The following is a 25718-nucleotide window of genomic DNA, read 5'->3' as shown; positions in this document are numbered from 1 at the left end:
TAAGCGGTTATTTCTATGATTACGAACGATTCATCTCTTGGATCAACATACACGAATAACCCGCATATTATGAAGTTTGTAAAACTCACACTCCTTATGCTCTCCTTCGTAGTTTTCGCCGGCCTTACCACAGGCTGCGGCAAGTCCGACGAAGAGAAAGCGGCTGATGCAGTTGAAGACGCAGCCGGAGCAATGAAGGACGCAATGAAGTAAGTTTTTTTAGATTTACTCGCACGAAAGAGCGCTCTTCAGAGCGCTCTTTTTCGTTTGCTTGTTGCGATTGATATCCGGTTGAAAATGTGGCGCGGGTCAGCCCGTCATCTTCAGCCCGCTGGCGATGGCATTGACCGTCAGTAGCAGGCGGTTGAGTGTCGTTTCATCCTCCTTGACGCTTCCATTGGAACGCCATTCCTTGATCAGTTCGATTTGGTAGAAATGTAGTCCCTCCAGTGCCTTGTTGCGACGTTGTGTGGTATTTACCAAGTTGGGACGGCGCTCTTCGATTGGGGCCACGAACAGATGCTGCAGATGCTTGTGGGCGAGTTCCATGTCCTGATTGATGGGCTCCATGAAACGGCTGCGTAGTGTATCGTCTTCGACCAAGTTGGAGAAGGCGGACATCACCTTCCGGTCGACACTGATCAGGCTGGCTTCCACGTTTGTGAAGACATAGCGCAGGAAGGCATTGTTATGAATCCCGTCCTTGAGATTCTGATACGCATCCGCGTCGGTCTTGCACAGTTTGTCCAGTGAGCTGCCAACACCATACCAACCCGGAAGGAAGTAGCGGCTGAGGGACCAACTGAAGACCCAGGGAATCGCGCGGAGGTCGTCCAACGTATGCGCGCCGGTCCGACGTGAAGGGCGCGAACCGATGCGACTGACCTCCAGTACATCAATGGGCGTGGCTTGACGGAAGAAGGTCATGAAGTCCTCGCCGCGTTGGAGCGCCTGATAGGTCTCTGCGCTGTAATCGGAAAGTGCCTGCAAAGTGGTGGCGGTTGCTTCGTCGTATTTTGTCTGCTTGTGCGGCTGGGAAAAGAGCAGCGTGCCGGCTGCCAGCAACTCGAGGTTGTAGGTCGCGGTTCTGAGGTTGGCGAATTTCTGGGCGATGACCTCACCCTGTTCGGTGGTGCGTAGGTCGTAGGAGAGGGCACCTTCGGGCAGCGCTTCGAGAAAGCGGTCTGTTGGACCGGCCCCACGGCTAATCGTGCCGCCGCGACCGTGGAAAAAGCGGATGCGGAAGCCATGCTGCTGGCCCATTGCGACAATATTCTCCTGACCTTTGTGCAAGGCCCATTGGCTGGCCAGTATCCCCTTGTCCTTGTTGCTGTCGCTGTAGCCGATCATCACTTGTTGGACCAGGTCGCGCCGCTTGCAATAGTCCGAAATCCAGCGTTGCGAATTCCGCGTGATCGGGAGCTGTAGAAACTCATCCAGTATCCCGGGGCCGTTCTCCAGGTCCTGCACCGTTTCCAAGAGTGGCACGACCGGTAGGGGGCAGATCACATTGTCATCCTTGTCCACCTGCAGGAGACCGGCTTCGCGGGAGAGTAAGTAAACCGCCATGAGGTCGGAGACCGTGCGCGTCATGCTGACAATCAGTGCGCCCAGAGCGGTGGTGCCGTAGCGTTTCACGTGACGGGCCACCACCGCCAGCGCGCCGATCACTTTTTGTGCGTCCTCGCCGAGCTTCGCATTCTGGCGGAGACGGCGTTCCGGGCTGTTGAGTTGGGACTTGAGGAAGTCCACGCGCTTTGTCTCGTCCCAGTTGTGGTAATCGGTTTCGGGAAATGAGAGGCACTCCAAAATCTGGCTGACCGCTCGCTCATGCACGGCGCTATTCTGACGGATATCCACACTGGCAAGGTGAAACCCGAAGGTGCGCACTTGGTTGATGGCCGGATCGATGTCCTCCTCCACGATGGAAACCGCGTTTACTTTGAGCAGGCTGCGACGGAGCAACTCCAGGTCCTGGCGCAACTCGGTGGAGCGCTTGTAGCTGATGAAGTGATCGGTAGAAAGCTGGTCGACTTCGGAATCCACCCCTTCGGTCACAGGGATCCGCGCGATCATGAAGCTGACAAACTGGCGCCAGGGTTCGTTCTCATTGCGCGTACAGATCTTCGCGGCCCGGCTGCCGATGATTTCCCATTGCTTGGCGATGCCGTCCAGGAGTTCTTCGGGGGGCGTTTGCAGGGTGGACGAGAGGCTTAGCTTGGAGCGTAGCTCGATCAATGTCTTTTTGTGCAGCTTCAGCGCCTTGATGCGGTAAGAGAGCAGCGATTCCTCGGTGACTTGGGGAGTGACAAAGGGGTGGCCGTCACGGTCGCCACCGACCCAGCTCCCAAAGCGGATATGCGGACGGCGCTTTTCCAGAGAGGCGGGGTTAAAGCCGAGGCTTTCCCATGCGTGGATCAGGTTGCGATCCAGTGATTGGATTGCGGTGGGGAAAATCGAGGTCAGGTAGTGTTCAATCCCCTGTCGCTCCATTTCAATGCTGGGTTTGGTCAGGTAGATTTCCCCGGTGCGCCACAAGCGGTCGAGTATGGTGCGGATACTGCGGCGGATGTCCTCGATCTCGCTGGGAGTCCACATCGAGTTTTCCCGCATCACGAGTTTCACATAGAGCTCGCGGTGCAGTTCCAGCACCGTGATGCGCTTCGATTCTGTCGGGTGCGCAGTTAAGACTGGCTCCACATACACCTCGTTCAACGCGTTGGCGATTTCCTCTTCTGTCAGACCCTCATCCTTGAGCTCCTTCAGGTGGCTTCCCCACAGGCCGCGCCATTTGTGGAGGTCGCCTTCGTGCTCATGAATACGGCGAATCTGGTTGGCGGTGTTTTCCTCCACCATGCTCAACAATTGGAAGGCGATCGAGTAGGCCTGCACCATGCGGCTATTGAATTGCTCCCGTTGGGCGAGCTTGGTGCCGGTCCATGGCAAATAATCGGTCATGTCTGCGTGGCCCGAGTCCTCCATCACGCGTTTGAGCTCGTTCATGAGGTAGCTGACATCGGCATCGATTTTCTCAAAGCCGCGGTTCAGCTCGGTTGCGGATTTCGCTTCGGATTTCAGTGCAGCAGGTGTTTCGGACACGATAGGTATCGGTTATATAGAGTTGGATCAGGTGGGCTTGCTGATAAGCAACAAGAATGCCTGACATTAGGCGGCTTGTGAGTGAATCAATACTTGTAGAAGTGAAACCGAAGGGCAAGCGAGGGAAACAAATTAGGCCTATGGGGGGCGTGCCGCAGGTCTGAACTAGAAAAGTGCCAGCTGTTCGTCCTCATCGCGGGTGTCATCACCGGACTTTTCCTTTTTCATGCGCTTGCGCAGGAGATTGTGGGAAGAGTCGTCGGCTTCAAGGCGTTCGAGGATGGTCTTGGCGCGGTCGATGACGGTGCTCGGCAGGCCGGCGAGGCGGGCGACCTGGATCCCGTAGGAGCGGTCGGCGGCGCCCTTGATCACTTGGCGGACAAAGATGATCTCGTCGTTCCACTCCTTGACCGCGACAGAGTAGTTTTCGAGGCGGTTGAGTGTCTTGGCCAGTTGGGTGAGCTCGTGGTAGTGGGTGGCGAAGAGGGTGCGGGCGCCGGAAGCGTCCTTCGGGTGCAGGTGCTCGATCACGGCCCAAGCGATGGAGAGCCCGTCATAGGTGCTGGTGCCGCGGCCGATTTCATCGAGGATGACAAGGCTGCGAGGGGTGGCGTTGTTGAGGATGTTGGCGGTCTCGTTCATCTCGACCATGAAGGTCGAATTGCCGCGGGCGAGCTCGTCGGACGCGCCGACGCGCGAGAAAATACGGTCCACCAACCCGAGCCGGCAGCTGCGCGCGGGTACCCAGGCACCGGACTGGGCCATTAGGACGATGAGTGCGACCTGCCGGATATAAGTCGACTTACCCGCCATGTTGGGACCGGTGATGAGTGCGATCTGCGGGGCGGCTTCACCCTTGCCGGAACTGGAGAGCCGACAGTCGTTGGGCACAAAGGCGTGGGTGCCGGCGAGGCCGAGCCGTTCGTTCCGCATCATTTGCTCGACGACCGGGTGACGGCCCTGATCGATCAGCAGCTGGTCGGAATGGTCGAGCTCGGGCTTGCAATAGTCCCATTCGCGGGCGAGCACGGCCCAGCCGATGAAGACGTCGATTTCGGCCAAAGCCTCGGCCGTGATCTTCAAATTATCGGCGTATTCGAGGATCTCGGAAATCAAACGGTTGAAGAGGGTCTCTTCGCGGCCGATCGCGTTTTCCTCCGCGTGCAGGATCTCGCGTTCGCGTTCCTTAAGCACTTCTGTGGTAAAGCGTTCAGCGTTCTTCATCGTTTGTTTTCGGATATAGTCCTCCGGGACTAGTGCCAGATTGCTCTTGGTCACTTCGATGAAGTATCCAAACGCTCCATTGTATCGGATGCGCAGGTTCTTGATGCCGGTGCGTTCCTGCTCGGCCAGTTCGAACTCGCTGAGCCATTTCTGGCTGTCGCGGGTCAGGCTGCGAAAGTGGTCCAGCTCTTCGTCAAATCCGTCGCGGATGGTGCCACCATCGTCGATCTTGCCCGGCAACTCGTCGGCCAAACCGCGGTCGAGGGTATCGCAGAGCGGCCCGAAGTCGTAGATGCGCTCGGCGATGGCGGCGACGGGGGTGTCGGGAAACTCCAACAGGGTGGCCGCGATGGCGGGCAGCGCATTCAGCGTGTCGCGCACCCCGCCAAGCTCGCGCGGGTTGCGCATGCGGTTCTGCAGACGACCGAGGATGCGTTCAATGTCCCGGATTCCTTTGAGGAGCGTCTGTAGTTCGGTGGAAAGTCCCGGGGCGGTGACAAACTCGCCGACGCAGTTCTGCCGGCGCTGGATTTCTTCGACGTCCAGCTCGGGGGCACAGAGCCAGCGCTCCAGCAGGCGGGCACCGGCGGCGGTGACGGTTTCGTCCATCGCCGCGATCAGCGATCCCTGCCGAGTGTTGGCCGCGGATTTGAAAATTTCCAAGTTGCGCAGGGTGGCGGGGTCGAGCAGGAGGGTCTTTTCCGAGCTATATTCCTTGAGACGGCGCAGGTTTTCCGGTTTCGCGCAGAGTGTCTCGGTGGCGTAGTGGACCAGTGCACCGGCTGCGCCGAGGGCGGGGTGCTTGCGGTCGAGACCGAAGCCCTCGAGGTTCAGCACCCCGAGTGCGTCCATCACGCTTTGGGCTCCGGAGCTCAGGTCGAAATGGTAGTCCGGGATCGAGGTGACTGCCCGTCCGGCACAGATGTGTTGGTAGAGCTCGTTAAAGCCGTGCTCATGGGTCTTCTTGCTCCACTCTGTGGCGGCGGCTTCCGGTACGATGATTTCGCGCGGGTCGATGCCCTCGAAAGCGGCAAAGAGGTTTTCCGGACGCGCTTCCCGGGCGAGGACGAATTCGCCGGTGGTCAGGTCGAGCCAAGCGGCGTTGAGGCCTTTCTTATCGAGCTCCAGAGCCAGCAGGTAATGGTTGCGGTTGGCGTCAATCTGGGTGTCGGCCAGACGGGTGCCGGGGGTGATGATACGTGTGAGTTCGCGCTTCACCAGCTTGCCCGGCTTGGGTGTTTCCATCTGGTCGCAGATGGCGATCTTTACCCCCTGGTCCAGCAGCTTTTGCATGTAGGTGTCGGCTGCGTGGTAGGGGATGCCGGCCATCGGCATGCCGTGACGGTGGGTCAGGGTGATGCCGAGAAGTTTGGCCCCCCATTCCGCATCCTGCAGGAAAATCTCGTAGAAATCCCCCAGCCGGAACATGAGCAGCGTGTCGTCCGAGAGTTTGGCACGGATTTCGTGCCATTGCTGCATCATGGGGGTGAGTTTCTTTTCGGCCATAGGTAGGTTTAGAGATTTGAAACCACGAATGAACACGAATACACACGAATCAAAAGAGAAATTTTAGAAGTCGCCTACAGTTTGGGATGAATTCACGAAGATCTGCAGACGAATCGATCGCATATGGCTTTAAATTTACATTCCCTCCGCTTTGAAAATCCCGGTGCGCCGGTCTTGGTGATCCTCCACGGTTTGCTGGGGGCCTCCCGAAATTGGACCACGATCGGGCGTGCCTTGAAGGAGGGCTACGATGTGCATGCCGTGGACCTGCGAAACCATGGCAGTTCGCCGCAGGCGGAATCCATGCGCTGGTCGGAGATGATGGATGATCTGGAGCGCTATCTGGACGCCAATGACATCGAAAGCTGTGTGCTCATGGGCCACAGCCTCGGGGGCAAGGTGGTGATGCGTTTTGCCTGCGAGTATCCGGATCGCGTGACCAAACTGATCATTGTCGATATCGCGGCGAAGCCCTATCCGCCCTACCACGATAATGAGTTCCGGGCGATGAAACGGATTCCGGTGGGCGAGTTGAGTAATCGGAAGGAAGCCGAGGAGCTGTTGGAACCGATGGTGCCGGAGTGGGCAATGCGCCAGTTTCTCCTCACCAATCTGGTGCGGGATGAGGCCACCGGTGCCTTTCGCTGGCAGGCCAATGTCGAGGCCCTGCACGCCAGCCTGCCGCATATCCGGCAGAATTCGCTGCTGGCGACCGATCGCTACAACGGGCCGGTACTGCTCATCCGTGGCGCCAACTCGGACTTTATTGACGACAGTGACGCCGATGAGATGCTGCACTGGTTCCCGCATCTCCAGGAGGAGATTGTGCCGAGCGCCGGGCACAATGTGCATGTGGAGAACCGTGCGGGCTTTCTGGAGGTTTTATCAGAGTGGTTGCGGGAAAAGTGAGTGGTTGTAAGTTGTTGGTTGCGCGTTGACAGTCGGGCATTTTGCGGCGATTCTGTGAAAATGAAAAACATCACAGTTTCTGTGAAGGATGAGGTCTATCACAAGGCGCGGATCTACGCGGCCGAACAAGGGACTTCCGTTTCTGCGGTGGTGCGTGATCTGTTGGAGACCGTGGCGGCTAAAGAGACCGAGACCGAGCGACTCCAGCGTTTAGAGCGGGAAACCTTGGGGCGGATAGCTGCCCGGCGTGGACAGTTTTCGGCCTCGAATCGATTGACACGTGACGAAGTCCATGACCGCAATGCGCTTCGTTGATACAAATATTCTGCTCTATCGGATTAGCACCGACCCTACAGAAGCGAAAAAGCAAGCGGTATCGACGGCATTGCTTGCCGCGGATGATCTGGGTCTATCGGTTCAGGTCTTTCAGGAGTTTTATGTTCAGGCGATGCGCCCCTCGCGTCCGGATGCATTATTACACGAGGAAGCTGTGGCCTTGATCCGGAGTTGGAAACGATATCCGGTTCAAGCCACCAACATCGAGCTGGTGGAAGCCGCGCTTGCCGCAAAGGACCGCTGGCAGCTTTCGTATTGGGACGCCGCCATTATCGAAGCGGCGCGTATGCTGGGCTGCGAGCAGCTGTTGTCCGAGGATTTGAATCATGGGCAAGATTTCGATGGGATCCTTGTCGTGAATCCTTTCATCGATTAACCTTCCCACTTTCCCTCCTTCCCACTTTCATACTAGTTCATGCCTACCCATTCCCAGTCCGAGGCCGACAAGGTCGCCGCCGCCGGTTTTGCCGAAGTCTATGAGCCGGTGAAGCCCTATCTGGACGATCTGGATCTCTTCCTTCAATCGCAGGTGCACGATCTGGAACCGGAGATCCAGGACCATGTGCGTTATGTCTTCGGTCACAGCGGCAAACGCCTGCGTCCCATGCTGGTGGCTTACAGTGGTTGGGCAGGGCCTTCCGCCAATTTGGAAGGCGAACTGGTCCGGCTCGGCGCTGTGATCGAATTGGTGCACCTGGCCACCTTGGTGCATGATGACATTCTCGACGAGGCGGACACACGCCACCGTCAGGAGACCGCAGCCAAGAAATATGGTCCGGCTGCCGCCGTGCTGATCGGCGATGTGCTTTTCTCGCATGCGCTCAAGCTCGCCGCGGAGTTTGATACCAACGAGGTCTGCCGTTCCGTGGCGCAGGCGACGGCCAGGGTCTGCGCGGGCGAGATCGCCCAGACCTACCAGCGGGGCGATGTGAACTACGACCGTGATTTCTACTACCGGGTGATCCAGCTCAAGACGGCGGAACTCTTCGAGGTGTCCTGCCGGCTCGGTGCCCAGGTGGCCGGGTACAGCAAGGAATTCAGTCAAGCTGCCGGTATTTTCGGACGTCACCTCGGGATCGCTTACCAGATCTTCGACGACCTCGTAGACCTCTATGCCGAGGAATCCATGATCGGCAAGACGCTCGGCACCGATCTCGACAAGGGGAAGTTCACCCTGCCGTTGCTCATTTTGCTGGAGAAATTGCCGGCGGAGGAACGTGAAAGCCTGCTGGCCCGGTTCAAGGCGGGCGACAAGTCCGTGGCGGACGACTTTACGAAGCGCCTGCATGACTTCCCGATCTTCGAGGAAGTGGTGCTAACCTTCGAGGGGCAACTCGTGGCTGCGACCGAAGCGGTGAAGCCTTTCGAAAGCTTGGCCCCGGTTGGCGCCATGCAGAAGATTGCCGGTTTGGTGCGGGCTCAGCTGGGCCGGATCCAGTAGTCGCACTGGCAGGTTTCTGGAGGGCTGTGCTCCGTCACAGCCGGGCAAGGCAGCGCAGTTATGTCTCCTTGCGGTGTCGCGTTCGCAAAATTGTAGTTCGGAACACACTCTTCCGGTTCGCGGCAATGACGGAGCATTGCCCTCCAGCTAAACGGCTTACGAGATCATTTTGTCCTCCACACTCTGCGGAAACGGTGCAAACCAGGCCGCGAGGAAGGAGGGTATGGTGGCGATCATCACAAGGATGAAAAAGGTCTGGTAGCCGAATTGGTCGGCGAGGAAGCCGCTGACTGCGGTGGTGGGCCAGAGCACCAGGTTCATGATCGCGGTGCAGAAGGCGTAGTGGGTCATGTGGTACTTGCCCGGGCTGATCTGCTGCATCATGTACAGCATGTTGGCGACGAACCCGAAGCTGTAGAAAAATTTCTCAATGGTGACGAGGCTCGCAATGGTGACGAGCGAGAGTGGAGCCTCGGGCGAAGCGACCTGGCTCATATACACATAGGTCAGGTCCGGCACATTCAGGCAAATGGCCATGGTGAACAGCGTCTTTTTCAGGCCGAATTTGGAAATGAAGAGCCCGCCCAGCAAGCCGCCCGCGAGTCCCATGATGATACTCAAGCCTCCGTCGATGACGCTTTTCTCGACCAGGGTCAGGCCGATGCCCCCTTCTTCAATGGGTGCCTGCAGAAAGAGGTGGCCGACGCCGAGAAGTAGGCCTTCTCCACTGCGAAACAGGAAAACGAAGGCCAGCATGCCCCAGATTTGTGGCTTTCGGAAGAAATCGACCCACGCGTCAAAAAAGGTCGTGTAGACCGCTTTGACACTTTCGGGGCGCTTCGAGGCCGAACCTTTGGGTAAGAAGATCAGGTGGTAGCCGGCCAGCAGCGCCAGAACCGCGGCGGCCACACACCAGGCGATCGACCAGGAGGAAATCTCTCCGTCCCCCAGAATGCCGGCCACCATCAGGATGGCGGTGGATGAAAAGAAACGCCCGACATTCCAAAACATTCCCTGGATACCCACAAATTTTGCCTGTGAGCTTTTGTCGAGCGAGGTGATGTACACGCCGTCCATGCAGATGTCATGGGTCGCCGAGGCGAAGGCCATCAACCATAGGATCCCGACCGAAATGGTGAACGCGCCGGGCAGGGGCAGGCAGAATGCGAGGGTCGCAAAAAGACCGACGAGGACGAATTCCATCGCGATGGCGATCCACTTCTTGGATTTGAACATCTCCAGGAAAGCGGCCCACAGTGGCTTGAGCGACCAGGCCAGGGTCACGTTTCCGATCCAAAAGGTGATTTCCGTCAGCGAGATATCGACCGTACCGCTATCGCTCAGGTTCTTGAACATCGTGGCCGCCACCCAGGTGATCATCACGTAGGGAATCCCTTCCGCAAAGTAGCCGGTGGGCACCCAGGCCCAGGGGTTGCGGACGGGGCTGGAGCTTTCGGCGGGGGCGGTGTTTGGCATCAGTAGTTAGGCGGCGGGCTTTCTCCAACGGGCGACTCCCGCCGCACCCTTCGGGTAGATGCAGCGCTTCAGGCGGAGATAGGGCCTGCGAAGTAAATTCTTATGCAAGTTGTTAAGCCCGGGGCGGTCGGTGACAAGTCTGGTTTCTGCCTCTGTCATCTGGTCGGGCCGGTAACGCCGCTTGTATTTGAGCAGGTGATAACAGTCCTCGCGTGTGAAGTGGCGGTAAGCCGGATAGAAAAGCTTGCGGAGCCAGCCTTGTCGGGCGACGGCAAGGGAGATCTGGAAGTCGATCAGCCAGGGGTCCCCGTTCTCATCAACGATGATATTGTCCAGCTTGGCCATGTCGATGTAGGCCACATCGCGTTCATGGACCTGTTTGAGGATCCCTTGCAGGCGTGGGAAGAAGCTGTCCTTGAAGTCACGCCGGGGATCGAAGCGGTATTCGAGTTTCAGGCGGTTTATGAATTGCTTCATGGAACTGCCGGGAATGAATTCATGGATCAGCCCGTTGTTGCCATGCCGGCCCATCAGGCGCGGTATGTAGGGAATCCCTTCCAGGCGCTCGTAGACGACCCATTCCCACCGGTGCAGGCAGCGGGCAAACCATTGAAAGAGGAACGCTCCCATGAAATTGAAGCGCGAGACCTTGAGTACGCAGATTCGTTCGCCTCGACGGTAGAGGTAGTTGACCGAGAAATAGTCGGACTTGAGTACGCCGTCGTATTGATAGTCCTCGCCCTCGATTGTCAGTTTTCTTTCTGGTGCGGGATCCATTTTAGGTCTGCTCCAGCGGATTAAGCGCTGCTTCCGCAGCTGACTTCCCATGCCTTCCGCCTTTCGTCGGAAAACCCGGGGATGCGTCCTTCATCGAAATCGATCATGTCCATCACCGAGTCGACTTTGCCGATCATTTCGGGGTGCCCCATATTGGTCAGGGACTCGGCCAGGAATTCACGTCCGGCCTCGGTCTGTCCCTTGTGGGTCACTTCGCGATTCCACTCCACGATTCCAAGATCTTCCGGGAAAAATTCACCGAGGAGGCGGTCCAGCTCGATCTCATCCTCGCCCGCCTGCTTCACTGCCTCCACGACTTGCTGCGGCTCAATGCCGAGGTGCATGCAAAGGAAGCGGTCGAACCCGCGGCAGAAGTTCTTCTGGTAGGATTTGGGCAGTTCGCCGGCCAGATGCTTGCGGCACTTGGCAATGAAGCGCGGCAAATGGAGCAAGCCGCAGGGATGCGGCTCGTAGGGAGACGGCAGGTCAAAACAGATTTCGCCGGTGGGTCCGAGATCGGGATCACTCATTGAGCCATGATCAAAGGGGGAAGCGACTCGGGTGCAAAGTTTTAGTACCCGGCGAAGGGTCTTTTGACGACTTTTGAGAGGTTCTACGTCTTAGTCGTAGCTCAGATGTGAGGCTTTTCCCCTGAAAATCCAATAGGCCAGTGCGGTGTAGAGGAGCAGGAACGGCAGGACGATGCCGGTTCCGATGAGCATCACCATCAAGGATTCCGGGGCCGCGGAGGCGTCGACGATCTTCAGGTGCCCCGGGATGATGTAGGGATAGAAGCTGTAAACCAGACCGATAAAGCCGAGCACGAAGATACAGATCGCAATCGCGAATGGCATCCAGGCCAGACGGTCTTTTTCCAGCGGCAGAATGCCCAGGATGAAGTGCATGAGCAGTGTGAGCACCACGGAAATCAGCGGCATGACGATTAACAGCGTGATTTCCGGGAAGGCGAACATGCGGTCGTAGATCCGCGTATCGACGAAGGGTGCGCTCAGGCTACTGAGGATCGCTCCCAGTACCATCACCCAGATGGCGTACCGGGCCCAGCGGATCGCTTTCTTCTGGAGTGCGTTCTCGCACTTCATGATCAGCCAGCAGGCGCCCATCAGCACGTAGCCGGCAACGACCAGCACCCCGAAGGACATGGCAAAGAGTTGGCTGCTCACGCCTTCCTGGAATCCGATCATGTAGCGTCCGAGCATGTAGCCTTGGCTCAGGGCCATCATGAGCGAGCCGAGAAAGAAACTCTTGTTCCAAAAGCCTTGTTTCTCGGGGGCCACTTTTTTGCGGAAGTCGAAGGAGACCCCGCGATAGACCAGACTGATGATCATGAGGGCGGCCGGCAGATAGAGGTGAGTCAGGATCACGCCGTGGGCGGCGGGAAAGGCCACCAGAAGGAGCCCGACCCCCAGCACCAGCCAGGTTTCGTTCGCATCCCAGAAGGGCCCGATGGAGGCGATCATCTTTTCGCGCTCATCCCTCTCTACAAAGCGAGAGAGTAAGCCGACTCCCAGATCGTAGCCGTCAAGCACCGCATAGAGCAGCATCGAGAGCCCGATGAGAAAGGCGAAAACGAAGGGGAGCCAGTCCCCGTTGCTGAAAATTTCCCCACTCATGATGCCGGGGACTCCTCGACCCCTTCGACTTTGTTCCAGTCATCTTCGATTGGTTCCTGCGGACGCGGCTCATTCGGTGGTGTATTCATCTCGATTTTGGAGAGGTAGAAAAGTGAGCCGAGGTAGGCGAACATGAGGAATACATAAGTCGCGCAGTATGCGGTCAGTGTGAGTCCGACATGTGAAGGCGGCAGGTTGGCGACTGCGTCGTTCGCCAGAAGGATGCCTTGCACCAGCCAGGGTTGGCGCCCGATCTCCGTGACATACCAGCCGGCAATGGTGGCCACCCATCCGGAAAAGGTCATGGCGATGAGTATCATGACGTACCAGCCGGGGTACCCGCGCTTCTTGATTACGAAAAAGGCGCCGACGAAGGCGACGGCGATCATCAGGGTGCCGAGTCCGACCATGATGCGGAAACTCCAGAAAACCGGCGAAACCGGCGGGTGTTTCTCAAAGTCGTTCAGCCCTTGGACTTCGCCGTCGAGGCTGTGCGTGATGATCAGGCTGCCGAGATTCGGCACGGCGATCTCAAAGTGGTTTTCGCGGGCTTCTTCGTCTGGAAGTGCGAATAATACGAGGGGCACATCGCCACTGGTTTCCCAGAGGGCTTCCATTGCGGCCAACTTTTGAGGCTGGTATTCGCGGGTATTGAGGCCGTGTTGGTCGCCGATGATCGCCTGCAGCGGCCCGAGTACGGCGGCGGCGAGGAGTGTGACCTTTAGGCCGGTAATCACGGCCGGTCGCCGGTCGCCTTTAAAATAGCGGAAGGCCAGCAAGCCGGCACAGAGAAAGGCGACCGTCACGCCCGAGCCGAGAATCGTATGGGTGAACCGGTAGGGCATCGACGGATTCCAGACTACCTGCCACCAGTTGGTCGCGTGGGCCACGCCGTCGATCATTTCATATCCGGCGGGCGTATGCATCCAGCTGTTCAGCGCCAGAATCCAAAAAGCCGAAAGGGTCGTCCCCCCCGCCACCAGGAAGGTGGCCAGGGTGTGAAACCAGGAGGGTACTTTGCGGAAGGCAAAGAGCATGATTCCGAGGAAGGTGGCTTCGAGGAAGAAGGCGGTCAGCACCTCATAGGCGAGCAGCGGACCCGCGATGTTGCCCACTGTGTTCATGTAGCCCGGCCAATTGGTTCCGAATTGGAAGGACATGGTCACCCCGCTCACCACCCCGAGGCTGAAACTCAGGGCGAAGACCTTCGTGAAGAAGAAATAGAGCTCCATCCATTTCCCGTCTTTTGTCTTCTGGTAGCGCAGCTTGAAGAACAGCAGCAACCAGCCCAGCGAAATCGTGATCGTCGGGAAGAGGATGTGGAAGGTGATATTGGCTGCAAACTGCAGCCTGGAAAGTACGAAGGCATCCATGGCGCGTGGAGGAAACTGTTCTACCCCTGCGCTGCTTTGAAGCATGGATCAAACCACACCTGGAATGATTACGGGCACTTATGTGTGCTATTTTGTCCGCTTGTTTGGAGGCCTAGAATGAGGTGTGGCCGTCCGATGGGGGCATTTTTTCTCCTTCATGGGGCAGAAATCAATGCAGCCGTTTTGCTATTTTAGGCGGCCATGAACAACCACGCACTTACATTTATCTTTGGTCGACCGGCCCTATTCCGGGCGGGTCTCGGGCTCTTGGCTGCCTCTTGCCTGCACGGTCTCAGTGCAGAGGTCGCGGACGAATCACAGCCTGTCGATAGCTTGAGCGAGACCACATTGGTCGGTGCTGAAGCGGAGGAGGCAGCTGCCAGTACCTACAAGCTGGAGGGGACCAGTCGCAGTGCCACACGACTTGGTTTGGCGCCGGAGGAAACCCCGCAGTCGATTTCGGTGCTCACCGGCCAGCAGTTGGAGGACTTTGGTCTGACGGACCTGAACGATGCGCTCCTTTATGCGCCGGGGGTGAATGTGGAATCGGTCGAGACCGACCGGACCTATTACACCGCGCGGGGCTTTGATATCACGAACTTCCAGATTGACGGGCTTGGGTTGCCGCTGGCCTATGGCAACATCGTTGGTAGTCTCGACACCGCGATCTACGAGCGGGTCGAAGTCTTGCGCGGGGCCAACGGCTTGACGGCCGGTACGGGCAACCCTTCCGCGACAATCAATTTGATTCGCAAACGTCCGGAGTCTGAATTGTCCGGCTCCTTCAGCCTCAGTTACGGATCATGGGACCAAATGCGCGCGCAGGCGGATATCAGTGTGCCGATTACGGAAGATGGCCGTGTGCGCAGTCGTCTGGTCGCGGTCAAGGAGGAGGGGGATTCCTATCTCGATCTCTATGCAGAGGACAATCTGATCCTATACGGCATTGTTGAAGTCGACCTGACCGATCGGACCCTGCTGAGCTTCGGGCATAGTTATGAGGATAGCAGTGTGGACAGCCCGCTATGGGGTGCCTTGCCCCTGATCTACACGGATGGCAGCAAGACGGATTATGATGTTTCCACCACGACTTCGGCGGAATGGGCGTATTGGGACAATACCATCCACACGACCTTCCTGCAGTTGGACCAGCAGTTGGGTGAGAACTGGTCGGCCAAGGCGGAACTGTCCTATATGGATGTGGAGTCCGATTCGGCTCTCTTTTACATGTACGGTACGCCGGACCCAAGTACGGGCTTGGGCCTTTATGCATATCCGAGTTTCTATACCTTCGAGAACGAGCAGTTCCTCGCCAACCTGGCGCTCAACGGCACCGTCGAGCTGTTCGAGCGTGATCACGATCTGGTGGCCGGATTCAGCTATGCCAAGTCCGACATCTGGGCGCGTTCCGACTACGGCATGGGCATCGGCACTCCCATCCCGGTTCCGTTGGAAGATTGGGGAGGGGATTACGCCGAGCCTGCCTTCACGGCTGCGGTGAACGGAGCCGAATGGGAGGAGAAAGAGTATGGCTACTATGCCGCCGCCCGGCTCAATCCGATGGATCGCCTGAAGCTGATCCTGGGGGCCCGGCTGGTCACCTTCGAGCGTGACGGCCAGTCCTACGGGGTGTCGCAGAGTGCTGAATACGAGAACGAGCTCATTCCCTATGCGGGTGTCCTCTTTGATCTGACAGAGTCCTTCACTGCCTATGCCAGTTACACGGAGATCTTTACCCCGCAGTCGGAGTTGGATATCAACTACAAGCTGCTCGATCCGATCGAGGGGAACAGTTATGAACTGGGCCTGAAGTCGACCTTTCTCGAAGGCGACGGCTATGCGGCCTTGTCCGTTTTCCACACAGAGCAGGAAAACGTGGCGGAGGCTGCGGGTATGAACGGAACGGATACCTACTACGAGGCGGTTCCCGGATTGACCAGCGAAGGCCTGGAGTTCGAGCTGGTCGGCCGCTTTTTCGATGCGCTTACCCTCAGCGGGAGCTACAGTTATGTGCGGATCGAGGATGATGCCGGCGACCGTACCAATCTCTATACGCCGAAGCAACTGGTCCGTGTTGCGGCAACGTATGAGGTGCCAAATACGAAGTTGACCCTGGGCGCCGGTGCACGCTGGCAAAGTCAAACCTCCACGGAGGTAGGTGGATTCCAGGTGACGCAGGAGGACTACATCGTGTTCGACCTCTTGGCCAAATACCGGATCACCGAAAACCTGACTGCGTCGGTGAACCTGTATAACCTCACCGACGAGAAATACTACAGCAGTCTTTACTGGACGCAGGCCTTCTATGGAGCCCCGCGCAGCCTGGTCGTGGGCTTGGACTGGTCCTTTTAAATCTCAACTCAGTATCAAAGGTAATCAGTAACAAAGGTGCCTTGGTGTAGTTGGTAGCTGCACCAAGGCTTTTGTGGCCACATCGGGGAGCTTCCATTTTATGAAAATTAAGACCATCTGGCGTATTCATTCCGTATTAGGCCTGCTGGCCGGCTTGCCCTTGGTGATCATCGCTTTTTCCGGTAGCATCCTGGTCTTTAAAGACGAGATCAACGGGCTTCTCATGCCGGAAGTCGTCCGGGTCGAGCCGCAGGCGGCCAAGCTTGGTCTGGATGCACGCTATGCCATGCTCCGCGAGCAGTTCGAGCAGGATTACCAGATTACCGGATGGGCCTTTTATGAGCAGCCGGACCGTTCCGATTTTGTTTATGTCGTGCCTTGGGGGACGGACGAATGGCTGCATGTCTATCAGGATCCCTATACCGGTGAAGTCCTCAGTGAACCGGCTGCCACGACTTCCGACCTCATGGGTTGGATGCTCGAACTCCATTATGCCTTGCTGGCCGGTGTTCCGGGGGCGGCGATTTGTGGCGTGGTGGCCCTGCTGCTTTGCTTGCTTGGAGTCACGGGCATCTGGATCTACCGGAAGTTCTGGAAGCATTTCTTTTCTTTCAAGTGGCGCAGCAGCTGGCGGATGTTGGCGGGGAATCTCCACAAGCGCTTTGGCATCCTCTCCTCTCCGGTCTTCTTTATCCTCGGACTGACCGGTGCCGTTTGGAACATCCAGGGGGTCGTCCATGAGTTGACCCATGACCATAAACACGAGGAAGTCCACGAACCGGTGGACACGCCGGAGTCTGTGCGGATTGATGCCTCCTTTGATGCCCTTCTTGTGAAGTCGCAGGATTACATCGAGGGCTATGAGTTGAACTACGTTCGCTTCCCGCAGGAGGGAGAGGGTCAACTTACGTTTTACGGTGCATATGCGGGGCAGGGCTTTCTGCGGAGTCCCTATAACAGCCGGGTGACCTTCGAATCGAAATCCGGTCAATACCTCGGGCACTGGGATATCCGTGAGGCATCCATGTGGATGCAGGTCTACGATAGCTTCCGGCCCTTGCACTTCGGCACTTTCGGCGGGTGGCTCTCGCGTAGCTTCTGGTGCGTGCTGGGTTTTACGCCTGGCCTGTTGGCTCTCAGCGGCGCTTTCATCTGGTGGCGACGCTCCAGAAAATAGCGAATTTGCCTTCTAGGGGTATTTTTTCTCCCGCACGGGGCGGAAATCCATCGGAGCTTTTTGCTAGGATGGACGCATACTCAGTTTCGTCTCAGTAACCATACGTAATCAGTAACAAAAGAGCCTTGGCGCGATCCCTTTGCGACAGGGCTTTTTTGTGCTCGGTTCTGATTATTTAATGAAAGGGACTTGCAAATAAGCCGATTTATTTACACTGACTTTCACTAAACGAATGGAAGAACACGCACACACACATCACCAAAGCCACGGCTGGCTCGATCAACTGGCAATCAGTATGGCTGCCATTTGTGCGGTGCATTGTCTGCTGACGCCGATCCTGATCATCGCCCTGCCGATCATCGCGACGACTTTCTTTGTGCATGAGGATTTCCATATCTGGATGCTGGCAGGTGTCATTCCGACTACCAGCTTCGCTGTCTTCATGGGCTGCCGGAAGCACAAAGATAAATGGGTGGTGACTCTGAGTGCCTTCGGGTTGTCTTTGCTTGTCGGGGCTTTGGCTTTTGAACGCCTCAGCCATGGTGAAGTCCCGCACGGGGATCACGTTCACAGTATCGGTAGCGTGCTTCCGTGGATCAATACGTTCGGCGGTCTCTTTCTCGCCAGCGCTCACGTGCGCAATTACCGTCTCTGCCGTAAAACCGACTGCCAGCACGACTAGGTCGTGTTCGTTGAGTGTTGTTTGTGGATCGGAAGGTTCGGAAACGAGCAACTTTCAACCACCAACTATCAACTCTTCTCGCAATCCTCGCAGAGGCCGTACACTTCCATGACGTGGGCGATCTTTGAATAGCCATGGGCTTTGGCCCGCTTGACGACTTCGTGGCCGACGCAGATGTCGAGGCGTTCCGTCTTATGGCATTTCCGGCAAATCAGGTGATGGTAGTGTTCGTCGGGGGCTGTTAATTCGAAAAGCTGCGTTCCGTTTTCCAGTGGCACGCGTTGCAGCACGCCAAGATGTTCGAAGGTTTCCAGATTGCGATACACCGTCACCAGATCCGAGGCGGGCAGCTCGGCGCGTTCACGGATCTCTTCCGCGCTGGCCGGGCGATCCATGCTGAGTAGGGCACCGAGCACGCATTCGCGCTTCTTGGTCATGCGGCCGCCACTCGCCTTCAGGCGTTCGAGGATGATGTCCAGCAGCTCGGTTTGTTTCATGCTCATGCGATGTTTCCATCAGAGCCTGATCGGATGTGGAGTCCGATCAAGCTCATATGGTGATGGGTTTATATCGTAGTCGCGCCGCTTTAGCCGTGCGACACGCTTCCGTTGAACAGAAACGCCTGCACTGACGGGAGTCACTATAAGCAGGCCGCCTACGGCATGTCCTAGAACTCAACGCGTGCGCCGAGTACGAAGTTGCGACCTGGCAGTGGGGCCTTTTCCTTCAGGAAGGAGGTGTGCGGGCGGATGGTTTCGTCGAGGAGGTTCTCCGCTTGGGCGAAGAAAGTCAGCCGAACGCCTTGCTCCAGCTCGAACTGCCGCGACAGGTTCAGGCTGAGTTCGGTGTAGCCATCGCTTACTTCCTCTTCCGGGGCGGTGTCGTCTTGCTTGAAGCTGTAGCGAAGGAGTACGCCACCAGACCATTGACCGCAGTCGATACGCAGGCGGGTGCCCAGGCGCAGCGGCGGTATACGCGGCAGGTTGTTGTCGTCGTCTTCGTTCCTCGCCCGCACGTAGTCACCCATGATACCGAGAACCACTTGGCTTTGCTCGCTGGAAAACAAGGTGTAATCCAAGTTGCCTTCGAATCCGTAGAAGCTGGCGTCGACCGCAGTGAATTGATAGCTGTCCAAGCTATCGGTCTCGATGCCGAGGTTTTCCGCGTAGATGTAGTCCTCGAAGTAAGTGTAGAACGCCGACACCGAGCCGGACCAGTCTTCATAGCTATAGCGGTAACGCAGATCGGCGCCATAGGCGGTTTCCAATTCGAGGTCTTCGTCGCCGAGCTCGTATTGTGAGGTCGCTAAGTGGGCCCCGTCGGCATAGAGCTCGATTGCCGTCGGATGGCGCTGTGAGCGTTGCAGCGAAAACGCCAGTGAGTGACGTTCGTTGAAATGCCAGATCGTGCTGGCGGCCAAACTCAGCGCGACGTCGGAGTAATCGTCGGCCGCGCCGTCGGCGTTTATGGTCTGGTTTTCCAAACGCCCGCCAAACTCGAAGTGCAGGGGATCTCCATGGATATGCTCGCTGATGAAGATCGCCTGGTTCCGGGTGGTCGAAGGGGGACCGAAGGCACCGCCTTCCTCGCCGGTGGCGGAGAAGTCGCTGTCGCTGACCTGCAGGCCGACAACGCCTTCCTCGAAAAAGGCGAAGGCTTGGTGGGCTCCTTCGGCGCGGAATTCCCAGCCTTCCTTGCGGAACACGGTGCCGATTTTGTCACCTTCCAGTTCGGTGTGTTCGTAGTCGGTATAGGCGAAGCGCAGGCGCAGGGCTTGCAGCCCGAACCCGGGCTCATGTGCCTCCAGTTCGGCGTCGAAACGCTTCCGCTTTAGGTCGATGGACACGCCATGCTCCTCTTCTTCATGGCCCTCATCATTGTCCTCCTCGTGATGGTGTTCATGACCGGGGACGCCGTAGAGGGAGTCATATTGGGAGTAGGCGATGCCAAAATGGTTGTCCTTGTTGAAGAACCAGCTGCCGCCGATCGAGTAGGTGTCGGTTTCCACGAAGCTGTTTTCGAGCAGGCCGCTTTGTGCTTCGTGTTCTTCTTCCTCCGCTTCATGCTCGTGAGCATGCTTACTTTCGGCATCGCCGGGGATCTCGTAGTTGTCCGCCTCTCGGGTCAGGCCGGTCACGCTGACCGCCCAGTTATCACCACCCACGGTGGTGTAGCCGAGCCAGATCCTGCCGTCGGATACGCTGTCGTAGCGAAACTCGGCTGCGCCCTTGGCTCCATCGACCGGTTCGCGCGGGATTTCCCGGCCGACGACATTGACCACGCCGCCAATGGCCGAGCTGCCATAGAGCAGTGTCGCGGGGCCACGGATGATTTCCACCCGCTCCGTGAGCAAGGGCTCGGCCGCAACGCCGTGATCCGGGCTGGTCGAGGAGACGTCGACCGACTCGACCCCGGAGTCGAGAATCCGCACGCGCGGTCCGTCAAACCCTCGGATGATCGGGCGGCTGGCACCGGCCGCGAAGGCGCTGGCGCTGACCCCTGGCTCTCCGTCGAGAAGGGCGCCGAGACTGCTGCCGTTTCGCTCCGACAGTTCCTCGCTGTCGAGTGAGCTGAAGGGACTCGCAAAGTCCTCGATCGGGCGTAGGAGCGGTCCCGCTGAGACGACGTATTCGTCGAGTACGTAGATCGGTCCGGTGGCTTCGGAATCTGTGGTTTCCGCGTGAATGGATGTGAGGGCGCACGCGAACACGCCCAGAGAAATTCTGTGTAAATACATGTTTGATGAAAAGTTGCTTGTTTGCCGGCGAACCGGCTTCCTTTAGGAGCTAAACAAGGCTTTTCATCGGGGGTGCACGGGCTTGTTGGTCGTGCGCTCTGAGGTCGAGGAACGAAAGCTGTATTTCCTCGGGAAGTGCTAGGAATGTTGCCGCGAGTGGCTCCAGTGTGATCGGCTCGAAGACGACTTCCAGGCCGGCTTGAAGCAAGGTGACGGCACACATGTGCGACGGCGTGCCATCGGGGGCATTGCTTGCTGTGTCATGACATCTACTGCAGTCCGTGCCTGGCGAACCATGCAGCCAGTTATGTAGGTCCGGACTGACACTGGCAAAACTCAGTAGGAGAAGCCAAAGTGACAACCAGCCACAGACGAGGGCTTTGAGGGTCGATTTTGGCTCGATGCTTCTCATGCAAGTCACTTGCATTAAGCAGGCTGCTTGCCAGGTCAAGCTCTGAGGCCGCTTTCACCGTTGCCAGTTGTTGGAAAGATGCCTCAATCACACACATATGGAGATCCTGATTGGCTTGATCGTAGGTGTGTTTCTCGGCGCTGTTTTGGTTTATGTGGTCCAAGCGGGCTCGTTGAAGCGGACAAGCGCGGCACTCGATGAAGCCACGGTTGAGCGCGATCGCCTACAGGCCTCATATACCGAAACCAAGGAGGCCTTGGCCCGGATCGAAGCCAGACGTGAGGCCGAGTTGCAGGCTGCGAATGAGAAGCTGGCCCTGCTCGAAGAGGCCAAAACCAAGCTGATGGATGCCTTCAAGGCACTGTCTTCTGAAGCACTCTCAAAGAACAACGCCGATTTCCTGAATCTCGCTAAATCAACCCTTGAGAAGTACCAGGAAGGCGCGAAAGGGGATTTGGAGAAGCGCCAGCAGGCCATCAATAAGACGGTCGAACCGATCGGCATCGCGCTCAAGACCTTCAACGAGCGGGTGAACCAGATCGAGGAGCGCCGCACCCAGACCGATGCGACCCTGAAGCAGCAACTCCAGCAGCTGGCCGAGTCCCAGACCCAACTGAGCAAGACGACCGGCAGCCTGGTCCAGGCGCTGCGTGCGCCTCAGGTCCGCGGGCAATGGGGCGAAATGCAGCTGCGGCGCACCGTCGAAATGGCCGGCATGGTTAACTACTGCGATTTTGTCGAACAGGCCTCGCACGAAACGGCCGAGGGGCAGCGTCAACGTCCCGACATGCTGATCCGTTTGCCCAACGAGCGGCAGGTGGTGGTCGATTCGAAGGTACCTCTGGCCGCCTACCTCGATGCCCTGGAGGCGGAAGATCCCGAGGTGCAGACCAACCGGATGCAGGCCCACGCCCGGCATATCCGAGACCATATCAAAGGCCTCTCGCAAAAGGCCTACTGGAACCAGTTCGACAACGCCCCCGAGTTTGTCGTCCTCTTCATCCCCAACGAGGCGATTTTCAGCGCCGCGCTCGAGCAGGATCCGCAGCTCATCGAACTCGGTGTGCTCAATAAGGTGATCCTCGCGACGCCGACGACCCTGATCGCACTGCTCAAAGCCATTGCCTACGGTTGGCAGCAGGAAGCCATCGCACGTGAGGCCAAGCAGATCGCCGAGCTCGGCAAGGAGCTCTATGAACGGATCGCAGTCGTCGCCGGGCATTTTGCCAAGCTGGGCAAGAGCCTCGACCAGTCGGTGGGCCATTATAATAACGCCATTCGTTCGGTAGAAAGTCGCCTGCTGGTGACGGCTCGAAAGTTTCAGGAGCTGGACAGTGCGTCCATGGATGAGTTGCCCGAAACGAAGTCCATCGAAAAGGCGCCTGTGCTGCCACAGACGGATGATTCGGCCTAGCTCATTTGCTGGAAACGAACTGACCCATATCTGTGCTCCCTAACCTATGAAGAAAATACTCCTCCTCGTCTCTGCTGCAGTCGCTCTCGCTTTGATTGCCATCCAGCTGGTGCCGGCGGAGCGCTCGAATCCTCCGGTGTTGGCCGATTTCGACGGGCCGGATGCGGTGAAGGAGATCCTCCGTACCAGTTGTTATGACTGCCATTCCAATGAAACCGTCTGGCCTTGGTACAGTTATGTCGCTCCGGTCTCCTGGTCGGTGGCGGAGCATGTGCGCGAAGCCCGCGAAGAGTTGAATTTCTCGGATTGGGCGAGTTTTCGAGGTGACGCCCACCTGATGGAGGAGATCTACGAAGAAACCAAGGAGGGGCACATGCCGATCGGCAGCTACCTGCGGATGCATCCGGGGGCCAAGCTCTCGGAGGCCCAACTGGCCGTGCTGAAGGCTTATTTTTATCCTGAGGGCTCGGAGCATGATGAGCACGAGCATGAGCATGACTGATCCCGATCCGAACGACCCGGTCGAGTTTGAGATTAACGGGGAACTCGACCTGCACACCTTCAGGCCATCCGATTTGGGAGAACTGATCCCCGACTACATCGGGCTTTGCCTGGAGCAGGGGATTACCCGTATCCGCATCGTCCACGGCAAAGGGACCGGCACCCTGCGGGAAACCGTCCATGTGCTTTTACGACGCGACGCCCGGGTGCGCGAATTTCATCTCGCCGGGCCGGGCGAGGGGAGCTGGGGCGCGACGATTGCCTGGCTGAGGGATCACCGTAATGGAGATTAGCAGACTGGTCTGTTGTATGTTTTCGCTCTCTTAAGGGCGGTTCGTGTTGGCTGTTGAGGATAATACTGGCTGAGTATCTTGAATTCCTCTTTCACCAAGTTTGGCCCGCGCAGCTTGCTCGTCCCTTATTTCGGAAAGGTGTATACCGTATCGAACAGCATTCATCAGTACTATCTTCGGAACCAATTTGTGAATTCCGAAGAGGGTGCGCCCATGGGAGTTGGTATTTGGTATGAGTGCTACGTGAGCAATCCGACGGCTTATCTGTTTGAAAATTCTGAGCCTGTTCGCTCGCTGTCGGCCAATGTGTCGACCTCCGTGATCAAGCAGTTGTCAAATCTAGAGTTGGATGTGCTTTGGGAGGACCGCGACGCCTTGTCGCGAAAAGTGCGCGAGGAGGTCTCGCCGACCTCTCAACAGTGGGGCTTTACGCTCGGTTCGACTTACATTCGTAAGGTGGCTTTTCGTGACCAGGGGATGATCAAGGAAATCGAGCGCAAAGTCGTGAACCGCCTCCGGCAGGTCACGGCGTCGATGTGCCAGGATGGTGAGAACCGCGTTGCCATAATACGTTCCAACGCGGAGAAGGAAGCCTCGCGGAGGCTCGGTAAAGCACAGGCCGTGCGCCCGCAAATTGTCGGGGAGGCCTTATCCGAGATCCGCAAGAACCCGGAAGTGGCTGAGGTGTAACCATTGTCTGGCAGCGAAACCATCCCTAGCTGTCGAGGTAGCGGTAGATGTTTTCCAGTCGCAGGTAGTGTTCGAGGCAATCCGCCATTTGGTCGTAGAGCTCGGCTTTGTGGGAATGCCAGTTGCGCTCGGGTGCTTGGTGGCGGTCAATCCCCGCTGCCCGGGCGAGGGCGCGTCGGACCTCGGGCGCTTCAAAGAGGCCGTGCAGGTAGCTGCCCCAGATTTTGTCCTGCCGGATGCCTTCCGGTTGGTTGTCCGCTCTAAGGAGCGGGCTGTAGTGCTCCGGCAGTTCCGTGTGACCCATGTGGATCTCGTAGGCCTGCCATTCATTTTCCTTCCAACGGGCCTGAACCTGTTGGACGCGTTTTTCGGTATTGTAGTGGGTGTGCAGCGGAAGTAGCCCGAGTCCCTCAATGCTGCCGGCATTGCCGGCGATTCCGTCTGGGTCGCTGATGCTTTGTCCGAGCATTTGATAGCCGCCGCAAAGGCCGATCACGGGTACGCCGGCTGCGGCGCGTTCCAGAATGACCTGATCGAGGCCTTCCTGTCGGAGCCACACGAGGTCGGCGATCGTGTTTTTGGAGCCGGGGAGCACGATGATGCGGGCTTTACGCAAGTCTTCGGCACTACGGGTCCATTGCATGCGGATGCCCCGGTCAAGGGTCCAGGGCTGGGCGTCGCTGGTGTTGGATACCCGGGGCAGCGCGATCCAGCAGAGCAGGGGGTCTTCAGGATGACCGAATTCGGGTGGTTTCGAAAATCCGTCTTCCATTTCGGGCTGGAGATCGTAGCGCATCGGTAAGGTGCCGAGCATGGGCACTTCGATGTGTTTTGCAAAATGTGCCTCGGCTCCGGCAAAGAGCTTCGGGTCGCCGCGGAATTTGTTGATGACCAGCCCCAGCCCGCGTTTGCGGCTGGCTTCTGGCATCAGCTGCACCGTCCCGATGCCTTGGGCGAAGACGCCCCCGCGCTCGATGTCGCAGGCGAGGAGCCAACGACCGTCGGTGTATTCGATCGGGAGCAAGTTGGCGAGATCGCGGTCCATCAGGTTAAGCTCGACCGGGCTGCCGGCGCCTTCCATTAGCAGGACATCACAGCGGGGGCGCCACCAGTCGATGATTTCGGCGACTTTCTCCCAGAGATTGCCGAGCGTCTTATAGTAGTTGCCGGCTTCGATGTGCAGGCCGGGCACGCCGCGAAAAACGATTTGCGAGGCGGTATCACTACTGGGCTTCAGTAAGATTGGGTTCATTTCAGCAATGGGCCGTAGGCCGCAGGCTTCGGCTTGAACCGCCTGGGCGCGTCCGATCTCCCCACCTTCTAGGGTGACGTAGGCATTGTTCGACATGTTTTGCGCCTTGAAGGGGGCGATCTTGTAACCCTTGCGGTGCAGGAGCGCGCACAATGCAGTGGCAATCCAGCTTTTGCCAGCGTCCGAACTTGTGCCGAGGATGGAGAGTGACTTCATTGAGACGGACAGCAGAAAGGACACGAAGTCTTGAGGAAAGGCCATTCGCTCATGACCTTGAGGTTTTGTTTCGTCACCGGGACGTCACGGTTGCTCTCGGGAAAGACGCTTGCCAGTGCTGGTGAGTTTTGCCATTTTTGCCACTTTTTCCCGTTTCCGGTGTCCCTGAGTGCTGGCTCGAACGGGCCCAAACATATATTTTGCAGTCCATCCGATC

Annotated in this window: 23 protein-coding genes; 12 read left to right on the top strand and 11 right to left on the bottom strand. The window is 57.7% G+C overall.

Features of this window, described 5'->3' with window-relative positions; all coding sequences use genetic code 11:
- The first annotated feature begins 15 nt into the window (after nucleotides 1-15).
- Entirely contained in the window at nucleotides 16-213 is a 198-nt protein-coding gene (locus O2597_RS08655) for a hypothetical protein (protein WP_269523996.1), read from the top strand.
- Between the two features lie 96 nt (nucleotides 214-309).
- Here the strand turns inward: O2597_RS08655 and O2597_RS08650 are convergent, their stop codons facing one another.
- A complete protein-coding gene (locus tag O2597_RS08650) occupies nucleotides 310-3099 on the bottom strand; it encodes a phosphoenolpyruvate carboxylase (protein ID WP_269523994.1) in 2790 nt (929 codons plus the stop codon).
- A 165-nt stretch (nucleotides 3100-3264) separates the two neighbouring features.
- Nucleotides 3265-5829 (bottom strand): DNA mismatch repair protein MutS, encoded by a 2565-nt coding sequence (gene mutS, locus O2597_RS08645; RefSeq protein WP_269523992.1) that lies wholly within the window; start codon nucleotides 5827-5829, stop codon nucleotides 3265-3267.
- 123 nt (nucleotides 5830-5952) lie between these two features.
- On the opposite strand from mutS, the gene O2597_RS08640 reads away from it, so the two are divergent.
- From O2597_RS08640 to O2597_RS08625, 4 genes are read left to right on the top strand one after another with little or no spacing between them, the layout of a single operon-like run.
- Nucleotides 5953-6738 (top strand): alpha/beta fold hydrolase, encoded by a 786-nt coding sequence (locus O2597_RS08640; RefSeq protein WP_269523990.1) that lies wholly within the window; start codon nucleotides 5953-5955, stop codon nucleotides 6736-6738.
- Nucleotides 6739-6798: 60 nt separating this feature from the next.
- Entirely contained in the window at nucleotides 6799-7053 is a 255-nt protein-coding gene (locus tag O2597_RS08635) for a DUF6364 family protein (RefSeq protein ID WP_269523988.1), read from the top strand.
- Entirely contained in the window at nucleotides 7040-7450 is a 411-nt protein-coding gene (locus O2597_RS08630) for a PIN domain-containing protein (protein ID WP_269523986.1), read from the top strand. Before O2597_RS08635 ends, O2597_RS08630 begins: the two co-directional genes overlap by 14 nt.
- 39 nt (nucleotides 7451-7489) lie before the next feature.
- A complete protein-coding gene (locus O2597_RS08625) occupies nucleotides 7490-8515 on the top strand; it encodes a polyprenyl synthetase family protein (protein WP_269523984.1) in 1026 nt (341 codons plus the stop codon).
- A gap of 156 nt (nucleotides 8516-8671) precedes the next feature.
- Here the strand turns inward: O2597_RS08625 and O2597_RS08620 are convergent, their stop codons facing one another.
- The 5 genes from O2597_RS08620 to O2597_RS08600 all read right to left on the bottom strand — a co-directional run bounded on the left by O2597_RS08620 (nucleotide 8672) and on the right by O2597_RS08600 (nucleotide 13775).
- Entirely contained in the window at nucleotides 8672-9991 is a 1320-nt protein-coding gene (locus O2597_RS08620; protein ID WP_269523982.1) for an MFS transporter, read from the bottom strand.
- A 6-nt stretch (nucleotides 9992-9997) separates the two neighbouring features.
- Nucleotides 9998-10768: a protein kinase family protein gene (locus O2597_RS08615; protein WP_269523980.1), complete on the bottom strand. Its 771-nt coding sequence runs from the start codon at nucleotides 10766-10768 to the stop codon at nucleotides 9998-10000.
- A 20-nt stretch (nucleotides 10769-10788) separates the two neighbouring features.
- Nucleotides 10789-11298, bottom strand: coding sequence for a DUF5069 domain-containing protein (locus tag O2597_RS08610; RefSeq protein ID WP_269523978.1), 510 nt, complete (start codon nucleotides 11296-11298; stop codon nucleotides 10789-10791).
- Between the two features lie 90 nt (nucleotides 11299-11388).
- On the bottom strand, nucleotides 11389-12402 hold the full coding sequence (locus O2597_RS08605; protein WP_269523976.1) for a cytochrome d ubiquinol oxidase subunit II: 1014 nt from the start codon (nucleotides 12400-12402) through the stop codon (nucleotides 11389-11391).
- Nucleotides 12399-13775 carry a cytochrome ubiquinol oxidase subunit I gene (locus tag O2597_RS08600; RefSeq protein WP_269523975.1) on the bottom strand — a complete coding sequence of 459 codons (1377 nt, stop codon included), beginning with the start codon at nucleotides 13773-13775 and terminating at the stop codon, nucleotides 12399-12401. Before O2597_RS08600 ends, O2597_RS08605 begins: the two co-directional genes overlap by 4 nt.
- A gap of 201 nt (nucleotides 13776-13976) precedes the next feature.
- On the opposite strand from O2597_RS08600, the gene O2597_RS08595 reads away from it, so the two are divergent.
- The 3 genes from O2597_RS08595 (at nucleotide 13977) to O2597_RS08585 (ending at nucleotide 17986) form a co-directional block, all read left to right on the top strand.
- Entirely contained in the window at nucleotides 13977-16127 is a 2151-nt protein-coding gene (locus O2597_RS08595; protein WP_269523973.1) for a TonB-dependent siderophore receptor, read from the top strand.
- Between the two features lie 100 nt (nucleotides 16128-16227).
- On the top strand, nucleotides 16228-17304 hold the full coding sequence (locus O2597_RS08590) for a PepSY-associated TM helix domain-containing protein (RefSeq protein ID WP_269523971.1): 1077 nt from the start codon (nucleotides 16228-16230) through the stop codon (nucleotides 17302-17304).
- Nucleotides 17305-17536: 232 nt separating this feature from the next.
- On the top strand, nucleotides 17537-17986 hold the full coding sequence (locus O2597_RS08585; protein ID WP_269523969.1) for a MerC domain-containing protein: 450 nt from the start codon (nucleotides 17537-17539) through the stop codon (nucleotides 17984-17986).
- Between the two features lie 68 nt (nucleotides 17987-18054).
- On the opposite strand, the gene O2597_RS08580 is transcribed toward O2597_RS08585, so the two are convergent.
- The 3 genes from O2597_RS08580 to O2597_RS08570 all read right to left on the bottom strand — a co-directional run bounded on the left by O2597_RS08580 (nucleotide 18055) and on the right by O2597_RS08570 (nucleotide 21135).
- Nucleotides 18055-18483 (bottom strand): Fur family transcriptional regulator, encoded by a 429-nt coding sequence (locus O2597_RS08580; protein ID WP_269523967.1) that lies wholly within the window; start codon nucleotides 18481-18483, stop codon nucleotides 18055-18057.
- Nucleotides 18484-18653: 170 nt separating this feature from the next.
- On the bottom strand, nucleotides 18654-20723 hold the full coding sequence (locus tag O2597_RS08575; RefSeq protein ID WP_269523965.1) for a TonB-dependent receptor: 2070 nt from the start codon (nucleotides 20721-20723) through the stop codon (nucleotides 18654-18656).
- A 49-nt stretch (nucleotides 20724-20772) separates the two neighbouring features.
- The gene (locus O2597_RS08570) at nucleotides 20773-21135 is read right to left on the bottom strand and encodes a hypothetical protein (RefSeq protein ID WP_269523963.1); all 363 of its coding nucleotides are present in this window, start codon (nucleotides 21133-21135) and stop codon (nucleotides 20773-20775) included.
- A gap of 97 nt (nucleotides 21136-21232) precedes the next feature.
- Here O2597_RS08570 and O2597_RS08565 point away from each other — a divergent pair, with 97 nt between their 5' ends.
- The 4 genes from O2597_RS08565 to O2597_RS08550 all read left to right on the top strand — a co-directional run bounded on the left by O2597_RS08565 (nucleotide 21233) and on the right by O2597_RS08550 (nucleotide 24033).
- Nucleotides 21233-22549 (top strand): DNA recombination protein RmuC, encoded by a 1317-nt coding sequence (locus O2597_RS08565; protein ID WP_269523962.1) that lies wholly within the window; start codon nucleotides 21233-21235, stop codon nucleotides 22547-22549.
- A 46-nt stretch (nucleotides 22550-22595) separates the two neighbouring features.
- Nucleotides 22596-23051 carry a heme-binding domain-containing protein gene (locus tag O2597_RS08560; RefSeq protein ID WP_269523960.1) on the top strand — a complete coding sequence of 152 codons (456 nt, stop codon included), beginning with the start codon at nucleotides 22596-22598 and terminating at the stop codon, nucleotides 23049-23051.
- Nucleotides 23044-23343 (top strand): Smr/MutS family protein, encoded by a 300-nt coding sequence (locus O2597_RS08555; protein WP_269523958.1) that lies wholly within the window; start codon nucleotides 23044-23046, stop codon nucleotides 23341-23343. Before O2597_RS08560 ends, O2597_RS08555 begins: the two co-directional genes overlap by 8 nt.
- 78 nt (nucleotides 23344-23421) lie before the next feature.
- Nucleotides 23422-24033 (top strand): SPFH domain-containing protein, encoded by a 612-nt coding sequence (locus O2597_RS08550; protein ID WP_269523956.1) that lies wholly within the window; start codon nucleotides 23422-23424, stop codon nucleotides 24031-24033.
- A gap of 25 nt (nucleotides 24034-24058) precedes the next feature.
- Here the strand turns inward: O2597_RS08550 and O2597_RS08545 are convergent, their stop codons facing one another.
- Nucleotides 24059-25546 (bottom strand): cobyric acid synthase, encoded by a 1488-nt coding sequence (locus O2597_RS08545; protein ID WP_269523954.1) that lies wholly within the window; start codon nucleotides 25544-25546, stop codon nucleotides 24059-24061.
- Nucleotides 25547-25718 lie beyond the last annotated feature (172 nt).

Source organism: Coraliomargarita parva, from assembly GCF_027257905.1.
GTDB lineage: Bacteria > Verrucomicrobiota > Verrucomicrobiia > Opitutales > Coraliomargaritaceae > Coraliomargarita_A > Coraliomargarita_A parva.
Note: the sequence above shows the minus strand (reverse complement) of the source record. Positions and strands in the feature narration are given on the sequence as shown.

Coding starts and splice junctions, on each gene's coding strand:
- O2597_RS08655 (WP_269523996.1), top strand. CDS start 16: ATGATTACGAACGATTCATCTCTTGGATCAACATACACGAATAACCCG.
- mutS (WP_269523992.1), bottom strand. CDS start 5,829: ATGGCCGAAAAGAAACTCACCCCCATGATGCAGCAATGGCACGAAATC.
- O2597_RS08640 (WP_269523990.1), top strand. CDS start 5,953: ATGGCTTTAAATTTACATTCCCTCCGCTTTGAAAATCCCGGTGCGCCG.
- O2597_RS08635 (WP_269523988.1), top strand. CDS start 6,799: ATGAAAAACATCACAGTTTCTGTGAAGGATGAGGTCTATCACAAGGCG.
- O2597_RS08630 (WP_269523986.1), top strand. CDS start 7,040: ATGCGCTTCGTTGATACAAATATTCTGCTCTATCGGATTAGCACCGAC.
- O2597_RS08625 (WP_269523984.1), top strand. CDS start 7,490: ATGCCTACCCATTCCCAGTCCGAGGCCGACAAGGTCGCCGCCGCCGGT.
- O2597_RS08620 (WP_269523982.1), bottom strand. CDS start 9,991: ATGCCAAACACCGCCCCCGCCGAAAGCTCCAGCCCCGTCCGCAACCCC.
- O2597_RS08615 (WP_269523980.1), bottom strand. CDS start 10,768: ATGGATCCCGCACCAGAAAGAAAACTGACAATCGAGGGCGAGGACTAT.
- O2597_RS08610 (WP_269523978.1), bottom strand. CDS start 11,298: ATGAGTGATCCCGATCTCGGACCCACCGGCGAAATCTGTTTTGACCTG.
- O2597_RS08605 (WP_269523976.1), bottom strand. CDS start 12,402: ATGAGTGGGGAAATTTTCAGCAACGGGGACTGGCTCCCCTTCGTTTTC.
- O2597_RS08600 (WP_269523975.1), bottom strand. CDS start 13,775: ATGGATGCCTTCGTACTTTCCAGGCTGCAGTTTGCAGCCAATATCACC.
- O2597_RS08595 (WP_269523973.1), top strand. CDS start 13,977: ATGAACAACCACGCACTTACATTTATCTTTGGTCGACCGGCCCTATTC.
- O2597_RS08590 (WP_269523971.1), top strand. CDS start 16,228: ATGAAAATTAAGACCATCTGGCGTATTCATTCCGTATTAGGCCTGCTG.
- O2597_RS08585 (WP_269523969.1), top strand. CDS start 17,537: ATGGAAGAACACGCACACACACATCACCAAAGCCACGGCTGGCTCGAT.
- O2597_RS08580 (WP_269523967.1), bottom strand. CDS start 18,483: ATGAAACAAACCGAGCTGCTGGACATCATCCTCGAACGCCTGAAGGCG.
- O2597_RS08575 (WP_269523965.1), bottom strand. CDS start 20,723: ATGTATTTACACAGAATTTCTCTGGGCGTGTTCGCGTGCGCCCTCACA.
- O2597_RS08570 (WP_269523963.1), bottom strand. CDS start 21,135: ATGAGAAGCATCGAGCCAAAATCGACCCTCAAAGCCCTCGTCTGTGGC.
- O2597_RS08565 (WP_269523962.1), top strand. CDS start 21,233: ATGGAGATCCTGATTGGCTTGATCGTAGGTGTGTTTCTCGGCGCTGTT.
- O2597_RS08560 (WP_269523960.1), top strand. CDS start 22,596: ATGAAGAAAATACTCCTCCTCGTCTCTGCTGCAGTCGCTCTCGCTTTG.
- O2597_RS08555 (WP_269523958.1), top strand. CDS start 23,044: ATGACTGATCCCGATCCGAACGACCCGGTCGAGTTTGAGATTAACGGG.
- O2597_RS08545 (WP_269523954.1), bottom strand. CDS start 25,546: ATGGCCTTTCCTCAAGACTTCGTGTCCTTTCTGCTGTCCGTCTCAATG.